The 16,459-nt window shown below is 25.2% G+C and carries 18 protein-coding genes and 2 tRNA genes; 12 read left to right on the top strand and 8 right to left on the bottom strand.

Going from position 1 to position 16,459, the window contains the following annotated elements; translation table 4 throughout:
• Window positions 1–64: 64 nt before the first annotated feature.
• From efp to AB5V95_RS01120, 3 genes are read left to right on the top strand one after another with little or no spacing between them, the layout of a single operon-like run.
• Window positions 65–622 (top strand): elongation factor P, encoded by a 558-nt coding sequence (gene efp, locus AB5V95_RS01130; RefSeq protein ID WP_027122694.1) that lies wholly within the window; start codon window positions 65–67, stop codon window positions 620–622.
• A gap of 1 nt (window position 623) precedes the next feature.
• Entirely contained in the window at window positions 624–932 is a 309-nt protein-coding gene (locus AB5V95_RS01125; protein ID WP_027122693.1) for an MMB_0454 family protein, read from the top strand.
• On the top strand, window positions 922–2,793 hold the full coding sequence (locus AB5V95_RS01120) for a transketolase (RefSeq protein WP_369086049.1): 1,872 nt from the start codon (window positions 922–924) through the stop codon (window positions 2,791–2,793). Before AB5V95_RS01125 ends, AB5V95_RS01120 begins: the two co-directional genes overlap by 11 nt.
• An 86-nt stretch (window positions 2,794–2,879) precedes the next feature.
• On the opposite strand, the gene AB5V95_RS01115 is transcribed toward AB5V95_RS01120, so the two are convergent.
• Window positions 2,880–3,590: a pseudouridine synthase gene (locus AB5V95_RS01115; protein WP_369086048.1), complete on the bottom strand. Its 711-nt coding sequence runs from the start codon at window positions 3,588–3,590 to the stop codon at window positions 2,880–2,882.
• 115 nt (window positions 3,591–3,705) lie between these two features.
• Here AB5V95_RS01115 and AB5V95_RS01110 point away from each other — a divergent pair, with 115 nt between their 5' ends.
• The 5 genes from AB5V95_RS01110 (at window position 3,706) to AB5V95_RS01090 (ending at window position 6,011) form a co-directional block, all read left to right on the top strand.
• Window positions 3,706–4,026 carry an MG284/MPN403 family protein gene (locus AB5V95_RS01110; RefSeq protein ID WP_027122690.1) on the top strand — a complete coding sequence of 107 codons (321 nt, stop codon included), beginning with the start codon at window positions 3,706–3,708 and terminating at the stop codon, window positions 4,024–4,026.
• Entirely contained in the window at window positions 4,010–5,119 is a 1,110-nt protein-coding gene (locus AB5V95_RS01105; protein WP_369086047.1) for an MHO_1580 family protein, read from the top strand. The genes AB5V95_RS01110 and AB5V95_RS01105 overlap by 17 nt, the downstream gene beginning before the upstream one ends.
• The gene (locus AB5V95_RS01100; RefSeq protein WP_369086046.1) at window positions 5,119–5,646 is read left to right on the top strand and encodes an MHO_1590 family protein; all 528 of its coding nucleotides are present in this window, start codon (window positions 5,119–5,121) and stop codon (window positions 5,644–5,646) included. Before AB5V95_RS01105 ends, AB5V95_RS01100 begins: the two co-directional genes overlap by 1 nt.
• 8 nt (window positions 5,647–5,654) lie before the next feature.
• Entirely contained in the window at window positions 5,655–5,879 is a 225-nt protein-coding gene (locus tag AB5V95_RS01095; protein ID WP_369086045.1) for a phosphopantetheine-binding protein, read from the top strand.
• Between the two features lie 57 nt (window positions 5,880–5,936).
• A tRNA-Trp gene (locus AB5V95_RS01090) sits at window positions 5,937–6,011 on the top strand.
• Between the two features lie 97 nt (window positions 6,012–6,108).
• On the opposite strand, the gene AB5V95_RS01085 is transcribed toward AB5V95_RS01090, so the two are convergent.
• Window positions 6,109–6,183 (bottom strand) — tRNA-Thr (locus AB5V95_RS01085).
• Window positions 6,184–6,411: 228 nt separating this feature from the next.
• On the opposite strand from AB5V95_RS01085, the gene AB5V95_RS01080 reads away from it, so the two are divergent.
• From AB5V95_RS01080 to AB5V95_RS01065, 4 genes are all read left to right on the top strand, one after another.
• The gene (locus AB5V95_RS01080) at window positions 6,412–7,176 is read left to right on the top strand and encodes a variable surface lipoprotein (RefSeq protein WP_369086044.1); all 765 of its coding nucleotides are present in this window, start codon (window positions 6,412–6,414) and stop codon (window positions 7,174–7,176) included.
• A gap of 15 nt (window positions 7,177–7,191) precedes the next feature.
• The gene (locus AB5V95_RS01075) at window positions 7,192–8,151 is read left to right on the top strand and encodes an ABC transporter permease subunit (protein WP_369086043.1); all 960 of its coding nucleotides are present in this window, start codon (window positions 7,192–7,194) and stop codon (window positions 8,149–8,151) included.
• Window positions 8,144–9,310, top strand: coding sequence for an ABC transporter permease subunit (locus AB5V95_RS01070; RefSeq protein WP_369086042.1), 1,167 nt, complete (start codon window positions 8,144–8,146; stop codon window positions 9,308–9,310). The genes AB5V95_RS01075 and AB5V95_RS01070 overlap by 8 nt, the downstream gene beginning before the upstream one ends.
• Window positions 9,311–9,413: 103 nt before the next feature.
• Window positions 9,414–10,511: an MnuA family membrane nuclease gene (locus AB5V95_RS01065; RefSeq protein WP_369086041.1), complete on the top strand. Its 1,098-nt coding sequence runs from the start codon at window positions 9,414–9,416 to the stop codon at window positions 10,509–10,511.
• Window positions 10,512–10,551: 40 nt separating this feature from the next.
• On the opposite strand, the gene AB5V95_RS01060 is transcribed toward AB5V95_RS01065, so the two are convergent.
• From AB5V95_RS01060 to AB5V95_RS01035, 6 genes are all read right to left on the bottom strand, one after another.
• Window positions 10,552–11,298, bottom strand: a complete 747-nt coding sequence (locus AB5V95_RS01060) for a hypothetical protein (protein ID WP_369086040.1) — start codon at window positions 11,296–11,298, stop codon at window positions 10,552–10,554.
• Between the two features lie 189 nt (window positions 11,299–11,487).
• Window positions 11,488–12,018, bottom strand: coding sequence for a variable surface lipoprotein (locus AB5V95_RS01055; protein WP_369086039.1), 531 nt, complete (start codon window positions 12,016–12,018; stop codon window positions 11,488–11,490).
• A gap of 14 nt (window positions 12,019–12,032) precedes the next feature.
• Window positions 12,033–12,581 (bottom strand): hypothetical protein, encoded by a 549-nt coding sequence (locus AB5V95_RS01050; protein ID WP_369086038.1) that lies wholly within the window; start codon window positions 12,579–12,581, stop codon window positions 12,033–12,035.
• A 2-nt stretch (window positions 12,582–12,583) separates the two neighbouring features.
• Window positions 12,584–13,051 carry a hypothetical protein gene (locus AB5V95_RS01045; protein ID WP_027122987.1) on the bottom strand — a complete coding sequence of 156 codons (468 nt, stop codon included), beginning with the start codon at window positions 13,049–13,051 and terminating at the stop codon, window positions 12,584–12,586.
• Window positions 13,052–13,060: 9 nt separating this feature from the next.
• Window positions 13,061–15,481: an OppA family ABC transporter substrate-binding lipoprotein gene (locus tag AB5V95_RS01040; RefSeq protein ID WP_369086037.1), complete on the bottom strand. Its 2,421-nt coding sequence runs from the start codon at window positions 15,479–15,481 to the stop codon at window positions 13,061–13,063.
• A complete protein-coding gene (locus AB5V95_RS01035) occupies window positions 15,481–16,404 on the bottom strand; it encodes a ZIP family metal transporter (RefSeq protein WP_369086036.1) in 924 nt (307 codons plus the stop codon). Before AB5V95_RS01035 ends, AB5V95_RS01040 begins: the two co-directional genes overlap by 1 nt.
• Between the last annotated feature and the right edge of the window lie 55 nt (window positions 16,405–16,459).

Raw genomic sequence — 16,459 nt, 5'->3', positions numbered from 1 at the left:
TTAAATAAATGCAATTATAATATTTATTACATTTAATATTCATATTTAATATAAGGAGTAAAAAATGATAAATGTAAACGATTTAAAACCAGGCGTTACTTTTCAATTAGAAGGTAACATATATGTTGTTCTAGAAGCACAACATTCAAAACAAGGACGTGGCCAAGCTAACGTTAAAGCCAAAGTTAAAGATTTAAGAACAGGTTCAACAACTATTAAATCATTCACAGGTGGAGAAAAAGTTGAAAAAGCTATGATTGATAAAGTTGGAATGGATTACCTATATAATGCTGGCGAATCAGTTGTTCTAATGGATCAAGAAACATTTGAACAAATTGAAATTCCGGTTACTACTTTAAACTGAGAATTAAACTTTTTAAAAGAAGGTCAAAAAGTTATTGTTCGTAAATTTGAAAGTGAAGTTCTAGATTTAGAATTACCAGCTAACGTAGCTTTACAAGTTACTGAAGCTCCAGATGCTGTTAAAGGAAATACAGCTCAAGCAGCTCAAAAGAAAGTAACATTAGAAACTGGATTTGTAATTGAAACACCATTATTCATTAAAGAAGGTGAAGTGGTTTTAGTTTCAACAGAAACTGGTAAATACGTTGGAAGAGCATAGTATGTTTGTAATTGTTAATACGAAAATGAATTTTAATTATAAAGTTGAATTATGCGCTATAGAAGATTCTATAATGCAAATTTTTAAAAATGAAGAAGGCATTCAATTGGTCGATAGTTTAAAAATTGACTTAAATAATAAAAATTCTAATGTTGATATTAGTCTTAAATACAAACTAAATTCAGTTAAGAATTTTTCTTTTGAAACTAAAAAACTTATTTTCTTAATTGAACAAAAAGTTTTTTCATTAATTAATACTAAACCCAACAATATAAATTTAATTTTTGAAGGAACATTTAATGAAAAATAGTAAAAGAATAGATCAGCTTGCTGTTGATAATTTAAAAATAAATTCATTGGCAATGGTTTCTAAAGGAGAATATGGATATTCTTCTATCAATATAAGTGGTGCAAAAATTTTTCATGCCTTATTTTATTATAATTTTCGATTCAATATTAATGACCGCAATTGAATAGCACGTGATAGATTTGTGTTAAGTGCCTCTCAATGCTCACCCCTTTATTATTCAATATTAAGATTTTATGGGATTGTTTCTAAAGAAGATTTAGAAAATTATGGAAATTATAAAAGCGCTTTAAAAGGCAATGTAGAGTTATCACGGGAAATGGGAATTGATGCTTCAACATTACCATCGGGACAAGGAATAGCTATTGCTGTTGGTATGGCAATTTCAGAATCAAATCTATCACTTAAATTCCCTGAAGCATCTCATTATGTGTATACTTTTTGTTCTAAATTAGAATTAGAAGAAGGTGTTGCTCAAGAAGCTTTAGAATATGCTGGATTAAATAAACTAAAGAAATTAATAGTTTTATGTGATTCAAGTTCTTTGCAATACTCTAATTATTCAATTTCAAATAACAACGTTAATAGTAAAAAGAAATATGAAGCGATGGGAATTAAGTATCTTTTATTAAAAGACGCATCTTCAAAAAGCATTTCTAAAGCGATTAAATTAGCTAAAAAATCTTCAAAACCAACAATAATTGAAGTGAGCTCAAAATTCGGAGAAAACTTAATTAAAGAGGATATAGCATCACTTTTTGGAAATCAATTAAGCCAAAATGAATTGGAAGAATTTAAGGATAAAACTAAATTCCAAAAAACTGATTTATTTGATATTTATAACGATGTAAAAGATGCTTATTTAAAAAGAGCTGCTTATCTTGAAAGCATTGCTAATAAATGAACTGCTTCAGATGCTCTTATTAACTATATTAATGACGAGGTTAAAGAAAATATAAACGATATTGGCATTAACTCTGAAGAGAATTTGAAATCTAACGTAGAGTTATTGTTAAATAATATTTCTGACAAATATCAAAATATTTTTATTAGTAGCTCAAATCTTTCTAATTTCCAAAAGATGAAGTCGCTAAATGGTGTTTATGCTTCTAATAATCGTTTAGGCAGAGCTTTATTAATTGGTCAACGTAGATTTGCTATGGCCAATATTTCTAATGGATTAGCGTTGCATTCTAATTTTAGGCCAATAATTTTTAGTCCTTTAGTGTTTTCATCTTATATGCTTTCAGCTATTAGAACTTCTGCTTTGATGAAACTTAAAGTGCTATATATATTTAGTCATGATTCAGTTTTGATTAATAAATCTGGCCCAATTTATCAACCGATAGAACAGTTGGCACAACTTAAAGCTATTCCTGAGTTAGTAGTTTTAAGACCATGTGATATAAATGAGTTAAAGGGAGCGCTAGAATTTTATTTAAATTCAGCGACTGGCCCTGTTGTTATATCATTGGGAGAAAATATCTTAAATAATATTAAGAATAGTTCAAAAAACGAATTTAAAGAAGGTTCTTACTATCTTTTAAGATCAAATTCTAAATATACTTTAATTTCAGCTGGCCGTGACATTGAAGTTGCTTATAAAATTGCAAATGAGTTAAATATTTCATTAATTTCGGCGGGAAATATCAAGAATTTAGATAAGTTAAACTATAGAAAAGAGTTTGCCATTTCTTTTGAATCACTTTCAAAATTTGGCTGATCAAAATATGCTAAGTATAATTTAGGTATTGATTCATTCGGTATTACTGGTAGTGATATAGAAATTGCAAAACATTTTTACATTGATAAAAATTCATTAAAAGAAAAAATTCAAAAAATTATAAATTCAAACGATAATTAACATATTTAAAATCAAGTGTTTTATACTTGATTTTTTTTATTTTTAAAATAAAAAAATATTCGAAATTATATTCGAATATTGAACATTTATTTTTTATCTACTAAATTTTTTAGTAATTTTATTTCGTCATCAGTTAAATATCTATATTGACCGATTTTTAAATCTTTATCAGAAATTGGCCCATATGATTTTCTATGAAGTTTTTTAACGTAGTTATTTACTAATAGAAATAAGTTTTTAACGTGATGGTTTCTTCCTTCTTTTAATATAACTGAATATTTTAAATCATCAATTTTTTTAACAATTTGACGTGAGTATTTACCGTTTAATTTAACAAAATTAGAATTTAAAAATCTTAGTTGTTCTTCTTCTAAAGGTTTTTCTAAAGTTGCAATATATTCACGTTTAATTTCAGATGATGGATGCGCTAGATTATTGTTAAGTTCGCCATCGTTAGTAATGATGATAACACCGGTTGTATTAAAATCCAATCTTCCTATTGATGAAGCTTTTTCTTTTAATTTTATATATTCATATATTGTTTTTCGATTTTGAGGATCACTTGCGGTGCATATTGTATTCATTGGTTTGTTTAAAACAATGTAAATTGGTTTAATTAATCTGTTAATCTCTTTATTATTAATTTTTACTTTAGCATTAGCATTGACTCTCATTCCCAAATGAGCTAGCTCGTTATTTACTAAGACTTTACCGTCCTCGATTAGTTTTTCAGCTTCGCGTCTTGAACAATAACCCAATTGGCTTATCAATTTTTGTAGTTTAATTTTTTCTTCCATATTAGACTTTCGTAATTTTTATATTTATATTATTATAAATATATATTTTTTTATAGTTTCATTTTGATTAAATTTTAAAAATTATTTAGTGTAATAAATATGGAAAAGAGGAAAAATGACTGATGAAAATTATAAAAAATTACAAAATTTAAGCTTACAAAAGAAAAGAGAATTTATACATAAATTTTGTCTGTATGAAAAAATTAGAGTAAATGCTAAAAAGCATAACGATGATAAAAACCCTGACATAAGCGCTTTAGAAATATTTTTAACTTCATTATCAGAAGAAGATCGCTTAATCTTTACAGAAAACTTTATTATGCAAAATAAAGATAGCGATTGATATCTAGCGCATTGATCAAAAAACCATTATTATAAAAAATTGAACTTAATTGTTAACTTATTTCTAAGATTTTTAAATGCATATAGTTCATAATCAAAAGGTTTCTGAATATTGACTTGAAAACTTTTATATAAAAGCTGAACGAGAACAGTATCTTTTAAATTGATCTAATCCCAATCAGCATGCTAAGTTTTCACTTAGAAGACTAATTAAAAATGATAAGTTTATCTTAGAGTTTCAATATGCTAATTTCCATAGTCAAATTGAGGCTATTAAAGTCGATGGATTTATCAACAATAAAAAAGTTAATCTTAATGTTTCAAAAAATGAAAAAAATAACCATTGAGTGTTTTCTGCGGTTAGTGAACTCGATAAAGACATCAATTCGGTTAATTTTGATAGTATATCAAACATTAATTTTGAAATCCATTATTTAGTTAGTGGTAAGTGATATCAAGCTGAGCGGTATGTTTATTATATAAACGCAATTAAATCTAATAAACAATTAAAAAGTGATAAGAACGGAATAATTATCAATATTTTAAGTAGATTATTGATTGACAGCTATCCGGATTTTAATAATGATAAACTTATGAATCATTTTGAGAATCGCGAGTACTTATCTTTTGTTTTTAAACCCAATGTATTATTAGAAGCAAAACATAATAAAAAAATCTACGACTTTGAAATTGTCAAGGTATCAACCGATAAGAAAATTAGAGATGCAATTAATCAAAGCGACTTAGAAAACTTAGACATTAAATTAAAAATTAATACTTTAAATACTGTTGGTGATTATGAAATTATATACAATCCATGAGATGATAAAAAAAGTATTTTAGTTTCATCTTATAGTTTTTGAAATAAAAAAGATAAGAATGTAAATGTTTCTGCAAAAGATATTGAAGCAAAAAGAGGCTTATTGGTTCCTCTTAACTTTTTAGGAAACTTTTTTCATGAAATAACAATATCATTTGGCGATAAATTAAAGAACTTTTCAGTAGTCTATAATCAAAATTTTACTAAGCCATTTTTTTCAATGAGCAATGGTAAAATAAAATTAAAAACAGAAAAAATTGCTGGATTTTTAAATGGTGATTATCAATATATAAAAGTTAAGAATATTCAAAAAATTATTGCAAATGCTAATAGCATTGAAGAAATTAATTATTGAGGAGGTTTATAATGACAATTAAAAAGAAAATAATTATAGGAACATCAATTAGTTTAGCTGCCTTAATAAGTGTTGGCGCAATGTGTTCTGTGCTTTTATTAACAAAAGGTAACGATAAAAACGTAAATAAAAATAACATCAACAAAATCAATGGAAATGATGAAATAAATAAAGAAAAGCCTTCAATAATTTATGATGAAAATAACGGAAATGATGAAAAAATTAAGGAAGAAGATGGGGATAAAGAGCCAGAAAAACCAGTTGAATTAGTTGAAGTTGACTGAAAAACTGTTTTCCCGCAAATTAGCAGCTCTGACTATTATGATTTACTAAATTATAAAGATGGTCAGGCATGAATTGATGAGGATATGATTAGTAATATTATTAAAGATATTTTAAATAGAATGCTAGTTCTTGATGGCGAAGTTAAATATAATTACAAAATTATTGATGATCAACAAGTTGTTATATCTTTTAAATGGAATAATAAAACACAAAAATCAGGGGTCACTTATCAAATTTCAACAAATAAGATATAATTATTTTTATGAATGCACAAGAAACTATTTTTAAGTTGTTGAAAACTTTAACAAAATCAAAATTTGATTTAGATTCAAATATTAAGGATTTAAATATTGATAGTCTGGATTTAGTTATGTTAATAAGTGATATTGAAGCTAAACATAATATTGTTATAAGTGATGAAGAACTTTTAAACATTAAATTAGTAAGTGATATCGTAAATTTATTCGAATCAAAACTATCTAAATAAATAAAAATTGCCTTTTTAATAAAAAAAATAGATAATATTGTAAAATAATAAGGCAATACGGGTATAGTTCAATGGTAGAACAACGGGCTTCAACCCCGTGTGTTGTGAGTTCGAGTCTTGCTACCCGTGCCATATCACAATGTGAAAATAAGCGACTTAGTCGCTTTTTTATTTTATTAGATTCAAAAAATAAAAAAAATGCCAAATGGCATTTCGATCAGTTTTGATATGGTGCCGTCAATTGGATTTGAACCAACGACCCCTTCCTTACCATGGAAGTGCTCTGCCCCTGAGCTATGACGGCATTAGCAATTAATATTATATATAAAAAAAATTATTTTGTTAAAATCTAAATTAATAATGCATATAAATTTTTTAATTAAATAAAGGTTTTTGATCATAAATGTATAAAAAAACAAAAAAAGTATAATTTATTGGTCTATTACTATATAAAAATTGCTAATAAATCTCTTATTTTTACATTTTTTATTAAATTATTATATAATTATTTTTGAAAATAAAGGATGGTATTATGAAAAAAAGTTCAAAAAAAATATTGTTAGCAATCTCTTCGGTTTTATCATTATCAGCTCTTCCTATAGCTGCAATTAGTTGTTCGAAAAATGATAATAATGATGATGATAATCATCTTGAAGCAAAAGTTGAAATGGACACAAAAATTGGTATTTCAATAGCTACAAATGCAATTAATCAAAAAGATGTTTCCCCAACAACTGTTATCGCTGAACTTAAAGCAGCAACAACCTGAGAAGATGTTTTAAAAGTTTTAAGCTCTCATGGAATTAAATTCAACACTAGTGAAGCTCCTGAGACAACTAAATACGCAGTTAACCCTTCATCACATGCACACCCAGATGAAGGACAAATCCATTTAGATATTACTCAAACACTATCAGATGGAAAACTTGTAGAAGCTCGTTTTACAATAAACGGTTTTAAAGAAGTTGAAGAAGTTCAAACTGTTACATACGGTGGATATACACTATCTAACAAATCAAAACTTAAAGTAGAAGCACAAGAGTTTGTTAATGAAGTTAAAGAAGCTCAAGCACAAGGTTTTGATAAATTATTAGAAGTTCTTAAAAAATACGTAGATGTAACTGTTGAAGAAAGTAAAAAAGATATTATTTTCTCATTTGGCGATAATTCATTAACAGTCGAAGAAGCAGAAGGTGCAGTTGAATTGGAAGAAGTTTCAGTTTACAATAAATCTACACCAGAAGAAAAAACTTTATCACATGAACATTTTGACATTGGTGGTTTTTTAAAAAAATAATATAAGTTAACAATAATGGCGTCACATAGTTCAATAAAGCGGCTAAAAACTGTTATTGTTTACTTTTTTATTTTATTTTTAGCAATAACAATTATATTTTTTGCCATTAATTTATTAATAGAACCTCAAATTCAAAAAAATTTCGCTGTAGCAAGTCAAATTTCTAAAAATTACGGAACAAGATATGGCGAATATTTGTGAAACCTAATAACTTTTTCCTCTGGAAAAATTTTTTCAAGTGAATTAGCATCAAATAATCAATCAATATTCGTACTTTATTTTTCTCAATTTAAATACACAATTATTTTTACAGTTTTTATTTTTTTTATAAGTTTAATCATTGGCAATATTCTAGGTGTTTGAAGTGCTTATAAATATAATAAAGCTATTGACTTTATTGTTAATTTTACAATTTCATTTATTGTATCAATACCATTAATTATTGTTGCAATAATTGCACTAACAAATGCATCAATATTCGGTTATCCATCTCAGTATATTTTTGATAAAAAATTTAGTTTAGTTTCTTTATTAATTCCAACTTTAATTACATCATTTGCAACAATTTCATTATTTCACGCAAGATCAAGAAAAGTTACAAAAGAAATCCTTATTTCAAATTATTATCTTTTTTCAAAAACATTGGGCTTAAGTAAAACTAAGTTATTTAATAAAAATATTTTTAAAAATCTATTGATATCACAGTTGCAAGTTATTTTGCCCTTTTATATACTATTATTTTCTACTTCATTAATTATAGAAAGAGTATTTTCAATTCCAGGTCAAAGTATTTTTCTTTCTTACGCTTTTTCAAAAGGTGAAATAAATTTAATAATGTTTTATTTTACATTTAGTTTTTTTGGGTTATTAGTTGCAAGAATAATAAATGATTTAATTTTATCCAAACTTAATCCTTTATTAGAACTAAATAAAAGACTAAAAAATACAAAAAGGAGGTTATTAAAATATGAATAACAACCTTTTTAAGTTTGTAAAAGAGAAGAAAACAGTCAAAACTTATGCAATTCACCAAAGCCAGATGAAATTATTTTGAAAACGTTTTTTTTCAAAGAAATTGAATATAGCTATATTTACTTTCTTTATTCTGGTGATTTTAGCGATGTTGATTATGCTAGCTTTTATCAAAAATCCAGCAAATCAATCACTTAATGAACAATCAATATATGTCAATAACTTGCCTCCTTATTTTAATCAAGTAATAGAGAGAAATTTTGAACGTGGTCAAGAATTGAATTTTATTAGAGAAATTGCTAATAAAGAATTGACTAGATCTTTTGAAGCTAATGAGCAACCTGTATTTAGAATATTATATGATTCAGCTTTTGATTTAGGTGGTTCATTGACAACTAACACTGATATTGTTATATTAAGATATAATCCTTATGATTTGATTAAGGCAATAAATTTAAATAATGCAAGCGATAAAATCAATGTTTTGCATATGCCATTTTTAGGAACAAATAACAATGGAATAGATATATATTCAAGGTTAAATATTTCGATATTTATTACAATTTTGACAATTATACTGGCGATTGCATTCAATATTTTTATTGGTTTTTCTTTTGCTTCGTTATATGTGTTTAATAAAAATAAATGATATGGGATATTAGTTGATAAAATTGCGACAATCCTAACATCGATACCAGAAATTATTTGAATATTGTTGTTATGTATTTTCTTTGGTACTAATTGATATGGAATATTAATTTCATTTATTTTAATTTCTTGAACTTCTTATTATGAAATATCGAAAAATGAAATTTCCATATTATCTAAAAATGAATTTATTTTAGCATCTAAATCAATCGGATTAAACAATATTCAAATTACATATCGTAAATTATTTAAACTAATTTTACCTTCAATATTAATTTTAGTAACTGATCGTTTGGCAATAAATATTTTAATTGTATCTTCATTAGCGTTTTTGGATTTGATAAATAATTCTAATAATATTAACATTGGAAATATTTTAAAAGAAGCGTTGCAATCGGCTAAAAATAATCCTTGATATTTAATATTTACAACTATGTATATTGCTATGTTTTGTTTATCATTTAAACTATTTAATGTTGTTTTATCTCAAACTTATAATCCAAAAAACGGATAAAAAATAAAATCTCAATGCAAAAGTATTGAGATTTTTATTATATAAATTATTTGATATAATATAAAAACCATTTTAAAATTGGTTTATTTATTAAAGGAAGATTATGAAAAAAGCAAAAAAGAGTAGTAAAAAAAGAATATTTGCCGGCTTAATTACAACAGGGCTTGTTATTGCTGGTGGTGTGGCAGGTACTTTATATTACATTAATAATAAAAATAAGAATAGTGTAAAAAACGAAGATAATATTGTACTATCAAAAGGCGATAAAATTAAATTTGGTTCATGAAATATTGCTAATTTGAGCACTAAATCTATTCCGAGATTGCAATATAGGCAACGCGCTATTAAAGACGTCATTAATGCTAATCAATTAGATTTGTTGAGTATACAAGAATTATCATACGATGAAGAAGAACCATTAAAGCGCATTGTAGAAGCTTTAGGCAATAACTGATCTTATAAAGTTTCTATTAAAGGTGTTTATTCACAAAGTCGTCCTAAAAGTAAAGAGGCATATGGCATTATTTATCGTAACGATAAATTAAGATATCTTAATGAAGAGGGCAGTTATTTAGGCAAGGATGTTGAATATACAAGACCGTTATGATATTCTAAATGAGAAATATTGCAAGATAAACAGCAATTCTGAATAATTAACGGCCATCTTGATGCACCTGGAAAATCAAACACAGAAAATGTTAATGAAGACAATAGTCCGACGATTGATAATTATAAATGAACTAATCAAGGTGATCAAGAAGTCAAAGAATATTTAGATATTAAAAATCTATTTACCGATATTAAAAAGAAAGATATTAATACTTTGATAATTTTTAATGGCGATACAAACATTAAAAAAGAAAATTTTACCTACGCAAGCGATTATTATACTAAGCTAGGCTATGAAACTAATTACGAAGCCAATACTTTTAAAGATATCTATGCTACTAGTTTAGGAAATAAATCTTATGCTAACCCGTATGATAAAATTATTGCCTATGACCCTAACGGCACTTTTGAAGGTAATAAATTTTTAAAATATGATTTAATACACCATATTAATAGTGATAATCGGGCTGAATATACAAAACTATTTAACTCACAGTATCACAGCAATAAAGCTGCTAGCGATTTTGATATGGTAAAAAAGATTAGCGACCATACATTAATTGTTGGTTATATCAATATTAAATCAGAATAATTTAAGCTCAGGCATTTATACCTGAGCTTTTAAATCACTTTTAGTAATTATCTTTTATAATCTTTTCAATATCTTTTTCAGTATAGCTATAAAATAAGCCTTTTTCATTAATTGAGTTGATAATTTTATCAAATGGTTCTTGCAATAGTGTTTCAAGAAGATCAAGTTTAAATTCATGTCATTTTGATCCTAATTTATCTATAATTTCTTCTAAAATAACACTAGAAAGAAAGTTCTGTGATTGTTCTTGGTCAATATCAATATCATTAGGCAATGCTTCCTTTGCCTCTTTTAGGCATTTAAGATAATTAATGCCGTATTTTTTGAAAATTTCATGACTAGGAGTTATATTTTCAATTGCATTAATTGCTAAATCATTATTGACATCATAAATAATTAACAATCTGACTTTTAAAATATTAAATAAAATTTCTCTAATTTGAAATAATGATAAATGTTGGTATTTTTTGCCAATATTTTCTATTGTTTGACCAGAAAAGAAAAATTTTTGTATTTTTAAATTTTCAACTTCACAATCTTCATACAATGAGCCTCGATAAAATTCCATTATTCTATAATCATTAATTTCTTCTTCAATTTCAAATTTAGGATTTGAATAATTAATGAAAGCATAATGCAATTTTCCATTAACATCTAGATAATGAATGTTAATTTCTAAATCCAAATCATGCTTTTTAATATCATTATTTTCGTAATGAATTAATTGATTGGGATATTCATTAATTAAGCCTTCAGTTCAATAAATTAGTAATTTTTCTTTTTTCATAGTTTGCCTCAATTTAAATGTTTTTAATTTAAAAATTCGATACTGCTATTTGAGTATAAATTTTTATTTATTATTACAATTATATAGTAATCTTTATAGTTATTATCAACCAATGAAAATTGATAATTTAGTAGAATAAAAGTAGAAACAATTTAGCTTCTACTTTTTTATTATATAAGTTTTATTATCTTAAACATTATCTACTTTGATATCGTAAGAGCCTTCTAAAGCCATTATTCCATTTGTTATTCTGTCTGGGCATCTGATTTCAAAATGTATACATGGTAATGAATCTTTAATTGTTAAAAAGTATGTAACAGGGTGACCATATACAAAATCTCCTGCAGTTGTTATTTTGAAATATTTTTGAAAATCGAATTCAGATAATATATTTGAAAATTGGTGTGCATTTTGTTCATTATACTCTTCGCCGTCATAAAATTTATTCATTAAATTTTCTACGGCTAATTTTGCATTTTCAGGACTTTTTTCGCCTCATTTAGTGTATGTGAATGATACTTGTCTTTCAATTTCTGAAAGTTGTGATGAACTCAAAATTCCCTTTACAACATTAGAACCGTTTGGGTTGATTTGAATTGTTGCGTTATTATCATCTACACTCGCATTAACATCTTCACTTTCTTTATTACAGCTTATTGCAATTATTGGCAATGTTGATGCTAATAATGAAGTCAAAAATAAAATTTTATTTTTTTTCATACTTTATCACCTATTTATATATCTAAAATTATATCTCTTAAATCTTCGATATATGTATTTTTTTCATCTCCTCTATCTAAACATAAAATTCGATATTGTAAAACGATTTGTTTTTGATTATTGATATAAAAGCGGTACTGAATTTTATGTGAACCTAGATCGCTTATATTTAATATACTAAAATCAAAATACTCTTGAAATTTTTCGCTTTTAATAAGCTCATGAAAATCTTTAAATTCAGAAGCCTCATTAATATCATCTTTAAATATTTCAATTAACTTTTGCGAATCTAAGTCAGAATGTTGTTCTTTTAATTTAAAATAAGACTGTTCAAATATTTCTTTTAGTTGTGAAGTCGAAATTTTACTAAAATTGCCGGAGTGATTTTGATATATTGGTAAATTATGACACAAGCATAAATTAGATGATTGAGAAGTGCTGTAGTATTTTGAATTATCTTGGTTTTTAAAACTTTGACATGATGACAACAAAATGACTGGAGTTATAATGCTTATTGAAGCTAATGAAATGATAATTTTTTTATTAACTTTTCTTTTTAGCATTTTTAATTATCTTCTAAAACAATTGTGTTACTTGCTTCTAATGCGTTATTTCTATCAACACAAATAACCTCATAATTACATTGAATATTTTTTGTACTTGGATCTACGCTAAAGCTAATGTTAAGAGTATGGCTGGTGCTTATTCTTGCCATATCCGGAACTTTTAAATAAAAATATTTTTTAAATTCGGCCTCATTTTTAATTAAAAAACCAGCTTTTCTTCCTTTTATTTCTCTATTTAATTTTTCAATTGTATCAACTAATGTGCTATCACTTGCTTCTAAACCAGCTTCAGTTTTCTTAAATTCAAAAGCATTATGCACTTCTGATAGTTGTGATTCTGATAAAAATAAGTTTGATTTAGAATCATTATTGTCATTTGATTCATTGAAACATGATATTGCAACAGGTGCAATTGCCATTGGTATTAATGTTGATAATCCGATTAATAATTTTTTATTTTTTTTCATAATACCTCTCTATTTGTTTTTTATTTTAATATCCTGTAAATAATTAAGTCCATCATATTCAACAGGTTTGATTATATGATTTTGGTAAATTGTCTTATAAAATCCTTGTATATTAACGATATTGTCATAAGAAATTATATAAGAAGTTAAATTATTAATTTCATTTATTAATGAGATTTGATCAAAAAGGTCAATACTTTTTAACCATTTTATGGTTAATGTGTAAATATTTTCTTTTTGTGATTTTATAAAATTAATCATTTCGTTGTAATTTTCAAATTGATTAATCTCTAAATTTTTAGATAAATAGTCATATAGCTTGATCAGTTGTTTAAATGGATTTTTCTTAAAATTGAAGCTTTTAATTTTTTGCATTCAATATATTAAATTTGAATTCTCAGAACTAATTATGCTTGATATAAAAGACTCGCTATTAGCTTGGGGCAATCAGAAATTATTTTCTTTGTATATTGATTTATTTTTTAAAAAGTATTCTTGGTATAAATCAAGATTGTCAATAATAACTATTCTTGCTTTTAATTTGCTTGATATTGAACTAAAAATTTTTTCAATGTTTTTTAATGATAGCTTTTGAAATTCGCTTAAATTTTTAGCATAAATTGGAATATCAAATTCAATGCTTTCTTGATTATCATTTTGTTTATAAAAATCGTTAATAATTGAATTTAGCTGATTTTTGATTAAGTCAAAATTTGATGATTTCAATTTATTGATATTACTAATGTTTTCAGTATTTTGAGCATAATCTTTATTTTTAAATTGATAATTATTTTGAATAAATTCATATTCATTATTTACTTGATTAAAAATAATAGGTTTATTGATATTCACAATAGCATCTTTTAAATATTGATAATTTTCGCCTTTGTTTTTAGCGATAATGTCTAAGTCGATTGGCGCTTGTGATAATCAAATTTCATCATTATTTTGAATAAATCCATATTGATTAATTACGTTATTTATTAATGAAGCAAACATTAAATTATTGATATTATTTAATGATTTTATATTGCTAGTTTCTTTCAATTGCTCTAAATTTACTCCATAATATAATTTTGAAAAATTATTATTGAAATAATGTTCATTGGCGATTGGCAAATAGTTATTAATTATTTTATTTTGTAAATAATATTTCTGTATTGGACGGCTGTAGCTAATATTAAATTTTTTATATTGTTTTAATAATTCTTGTTTTTGCGAAATATTTAAATAATAAAAGTCAATGCTTGAGACAATATTTTGTAAAAATGCATTATACATTTGCAATCCAAAAGTATTATTACTAATTGGAAGTTGATTAAACAAAATATTGATTTCTTTTAATCTATTTTGTTCTTTTTGATAATGATTATTAGCAATTAATTTAATGTGGTTAATATCGTTTGAAGAAACATAGTAATATGAAGCAAATAGCATTTCATTTGATGATTTGCCATATTCTTTTAATCAATTTAAATTCTTAAATGGATCACCATATTTTTTAAAAATATATTCATAAGGCAAGGCGTCAATATAATTACTTTGGAAAAATAAATTATAGAAAAAATCATTAAAGTCAATGTTTTGATTGTTTATTGACCTAAACTCTAATTTGTCATTACTATATTCTAATAATCAATCAAAATCAACTTGATAAGTCACAAATCATTTTTTAATATTGAAATTATTTGATAAATCACTAACTCATTTATATTCATTTTCTGAATCTTTTAAGTTATTTTTCTTTGAAAATTCTTTTCTGAAATCATCATTCAATAAGGCTGTTTTTAAAATCCCAAGTTTAAAATCATTTAAGGTAATTTTATATTGAGTTTTATTACCCTTTGAATTAATTCAGTATTGATTTGCGTCTTTTATTTTGATATCAAAACCACTTGCATTGGATAAGCTATTTTTAAAATCTTGATTATTGATTGATGTTTTTGAATTTGAAGGAACAAATAGATATGGCAAATTAAAGCCGTTTCCTTTGTCTTTTTTAGGATAATAAATTCCTTCTTGTTTATCTTCTGTATTTTTATAATCAACAGTTGACACTCTATCATTATTAAAATTTTTTAATGTTGTATCAGAACTTAAAATATCAATATTTTTTGCATATTCTAATTTCAGCTTAAGCTCGCTAGGTTTTATTACGATATTATCTCTGAAATCAATTTGAGGTTGAATTTTAGTTTCAAAACGGAATAATTTAGCCGATGTTGCTAAATTTATTTCACTTAAATTTTTGCTCATAAAATTGGGCTTTAAATAAGAAAAAGCCACATAATCATTGGCAAAGTTTTTATGAATATTGAATACTTCTTTATTTTTGTTGAAATTATTTTTATAACAAGCAACTACTGATAAAGAAATAAAAGGTGATATTGCCGCTAATGATAAAAAAGTTAAAATTTTCTTATTTTTCATTAGATTATATGGGCATGAAAGGTCAATAGGATCAATGTAAAGACAATCGATGCGGCAAAGATCGAAAATGTCGTATACAGTACCTTTGGTTTTTGATTTCTGGCGTGAATAAATTCAGGAATCAATTCAAAAACTGACATAAACACAATAATTGAACCACCCATGGCAAACAACGATGATAACAATCATCTATTGTTTAGAAGAAATTTTCCGGTAAATGCCCCTATGAAAATAAATGGGATGATTAATAAAAAGGTTAAGAAATTATATAGAATAGCTTTTCTTTTTTTCTCGCCATATTGAATTTGACGATAATAAACAATAATCACTTCTAAAAGGATGTGAATATTAAATGAAATAATTAATGGGATATTAGCATTAGCACTAGTATCTGTTAATGTTAGTGAATAAACACTAAAACCTAAAAACAAACCATCAATAATTCTGTGGCTCATTAGCATTATAATGGCCATTCATGCAGCCTTCGGATTATCAAAATCTTTAAAAGAAATTAAGTGATCTGAGTGGTTATGGGCTTCATGATCTTTATGAAAATGAATTTTTTTGCTTTTAACAAATAAATATCTTCCAAGAATAACAATTAATAATCCTATTGCAGCACCAACTCCGATAATTAATGCCATTCATGAAGGGATTATTTTATCGCTAAATTTTAAATCGTGTAAATAATTGTTTGCTATTGTAAATGACTCACGAATAAATCCAACCGATCCGATCATTAAAAACATACCCGCTGAAAACGCATATAAATAAATACTCTTTTTTTCGGTTGGTTTTAATTTAAATAATGATAAAAATCCTAAGATGATTGTTGGAGCGCCAAGCATAATGGCAATATAAATTAAAACATTTACCAAAACTGCTATTTGAAGGTTTGGAAATTTTTCAGCAATAATAAACATGACTCTCCTTTCATAAATATTTTAATATTTATATCTCACTAATAAAAATAAATTA

The organism is Metamycoplasma spumans (genome assembly GCF_041026625.1).
In the GTDB taxonomy this organism is placed as follows: Bacteria; Bacillota_I; Bacilli_A; order Mycoplasmatales; family Metamycoplasmataceae; genus Metamycoplasma; species Metamycoplasma spumans.
This window is presented reverse-complemented; position numbering and strand designations above follow the sequence as displayed.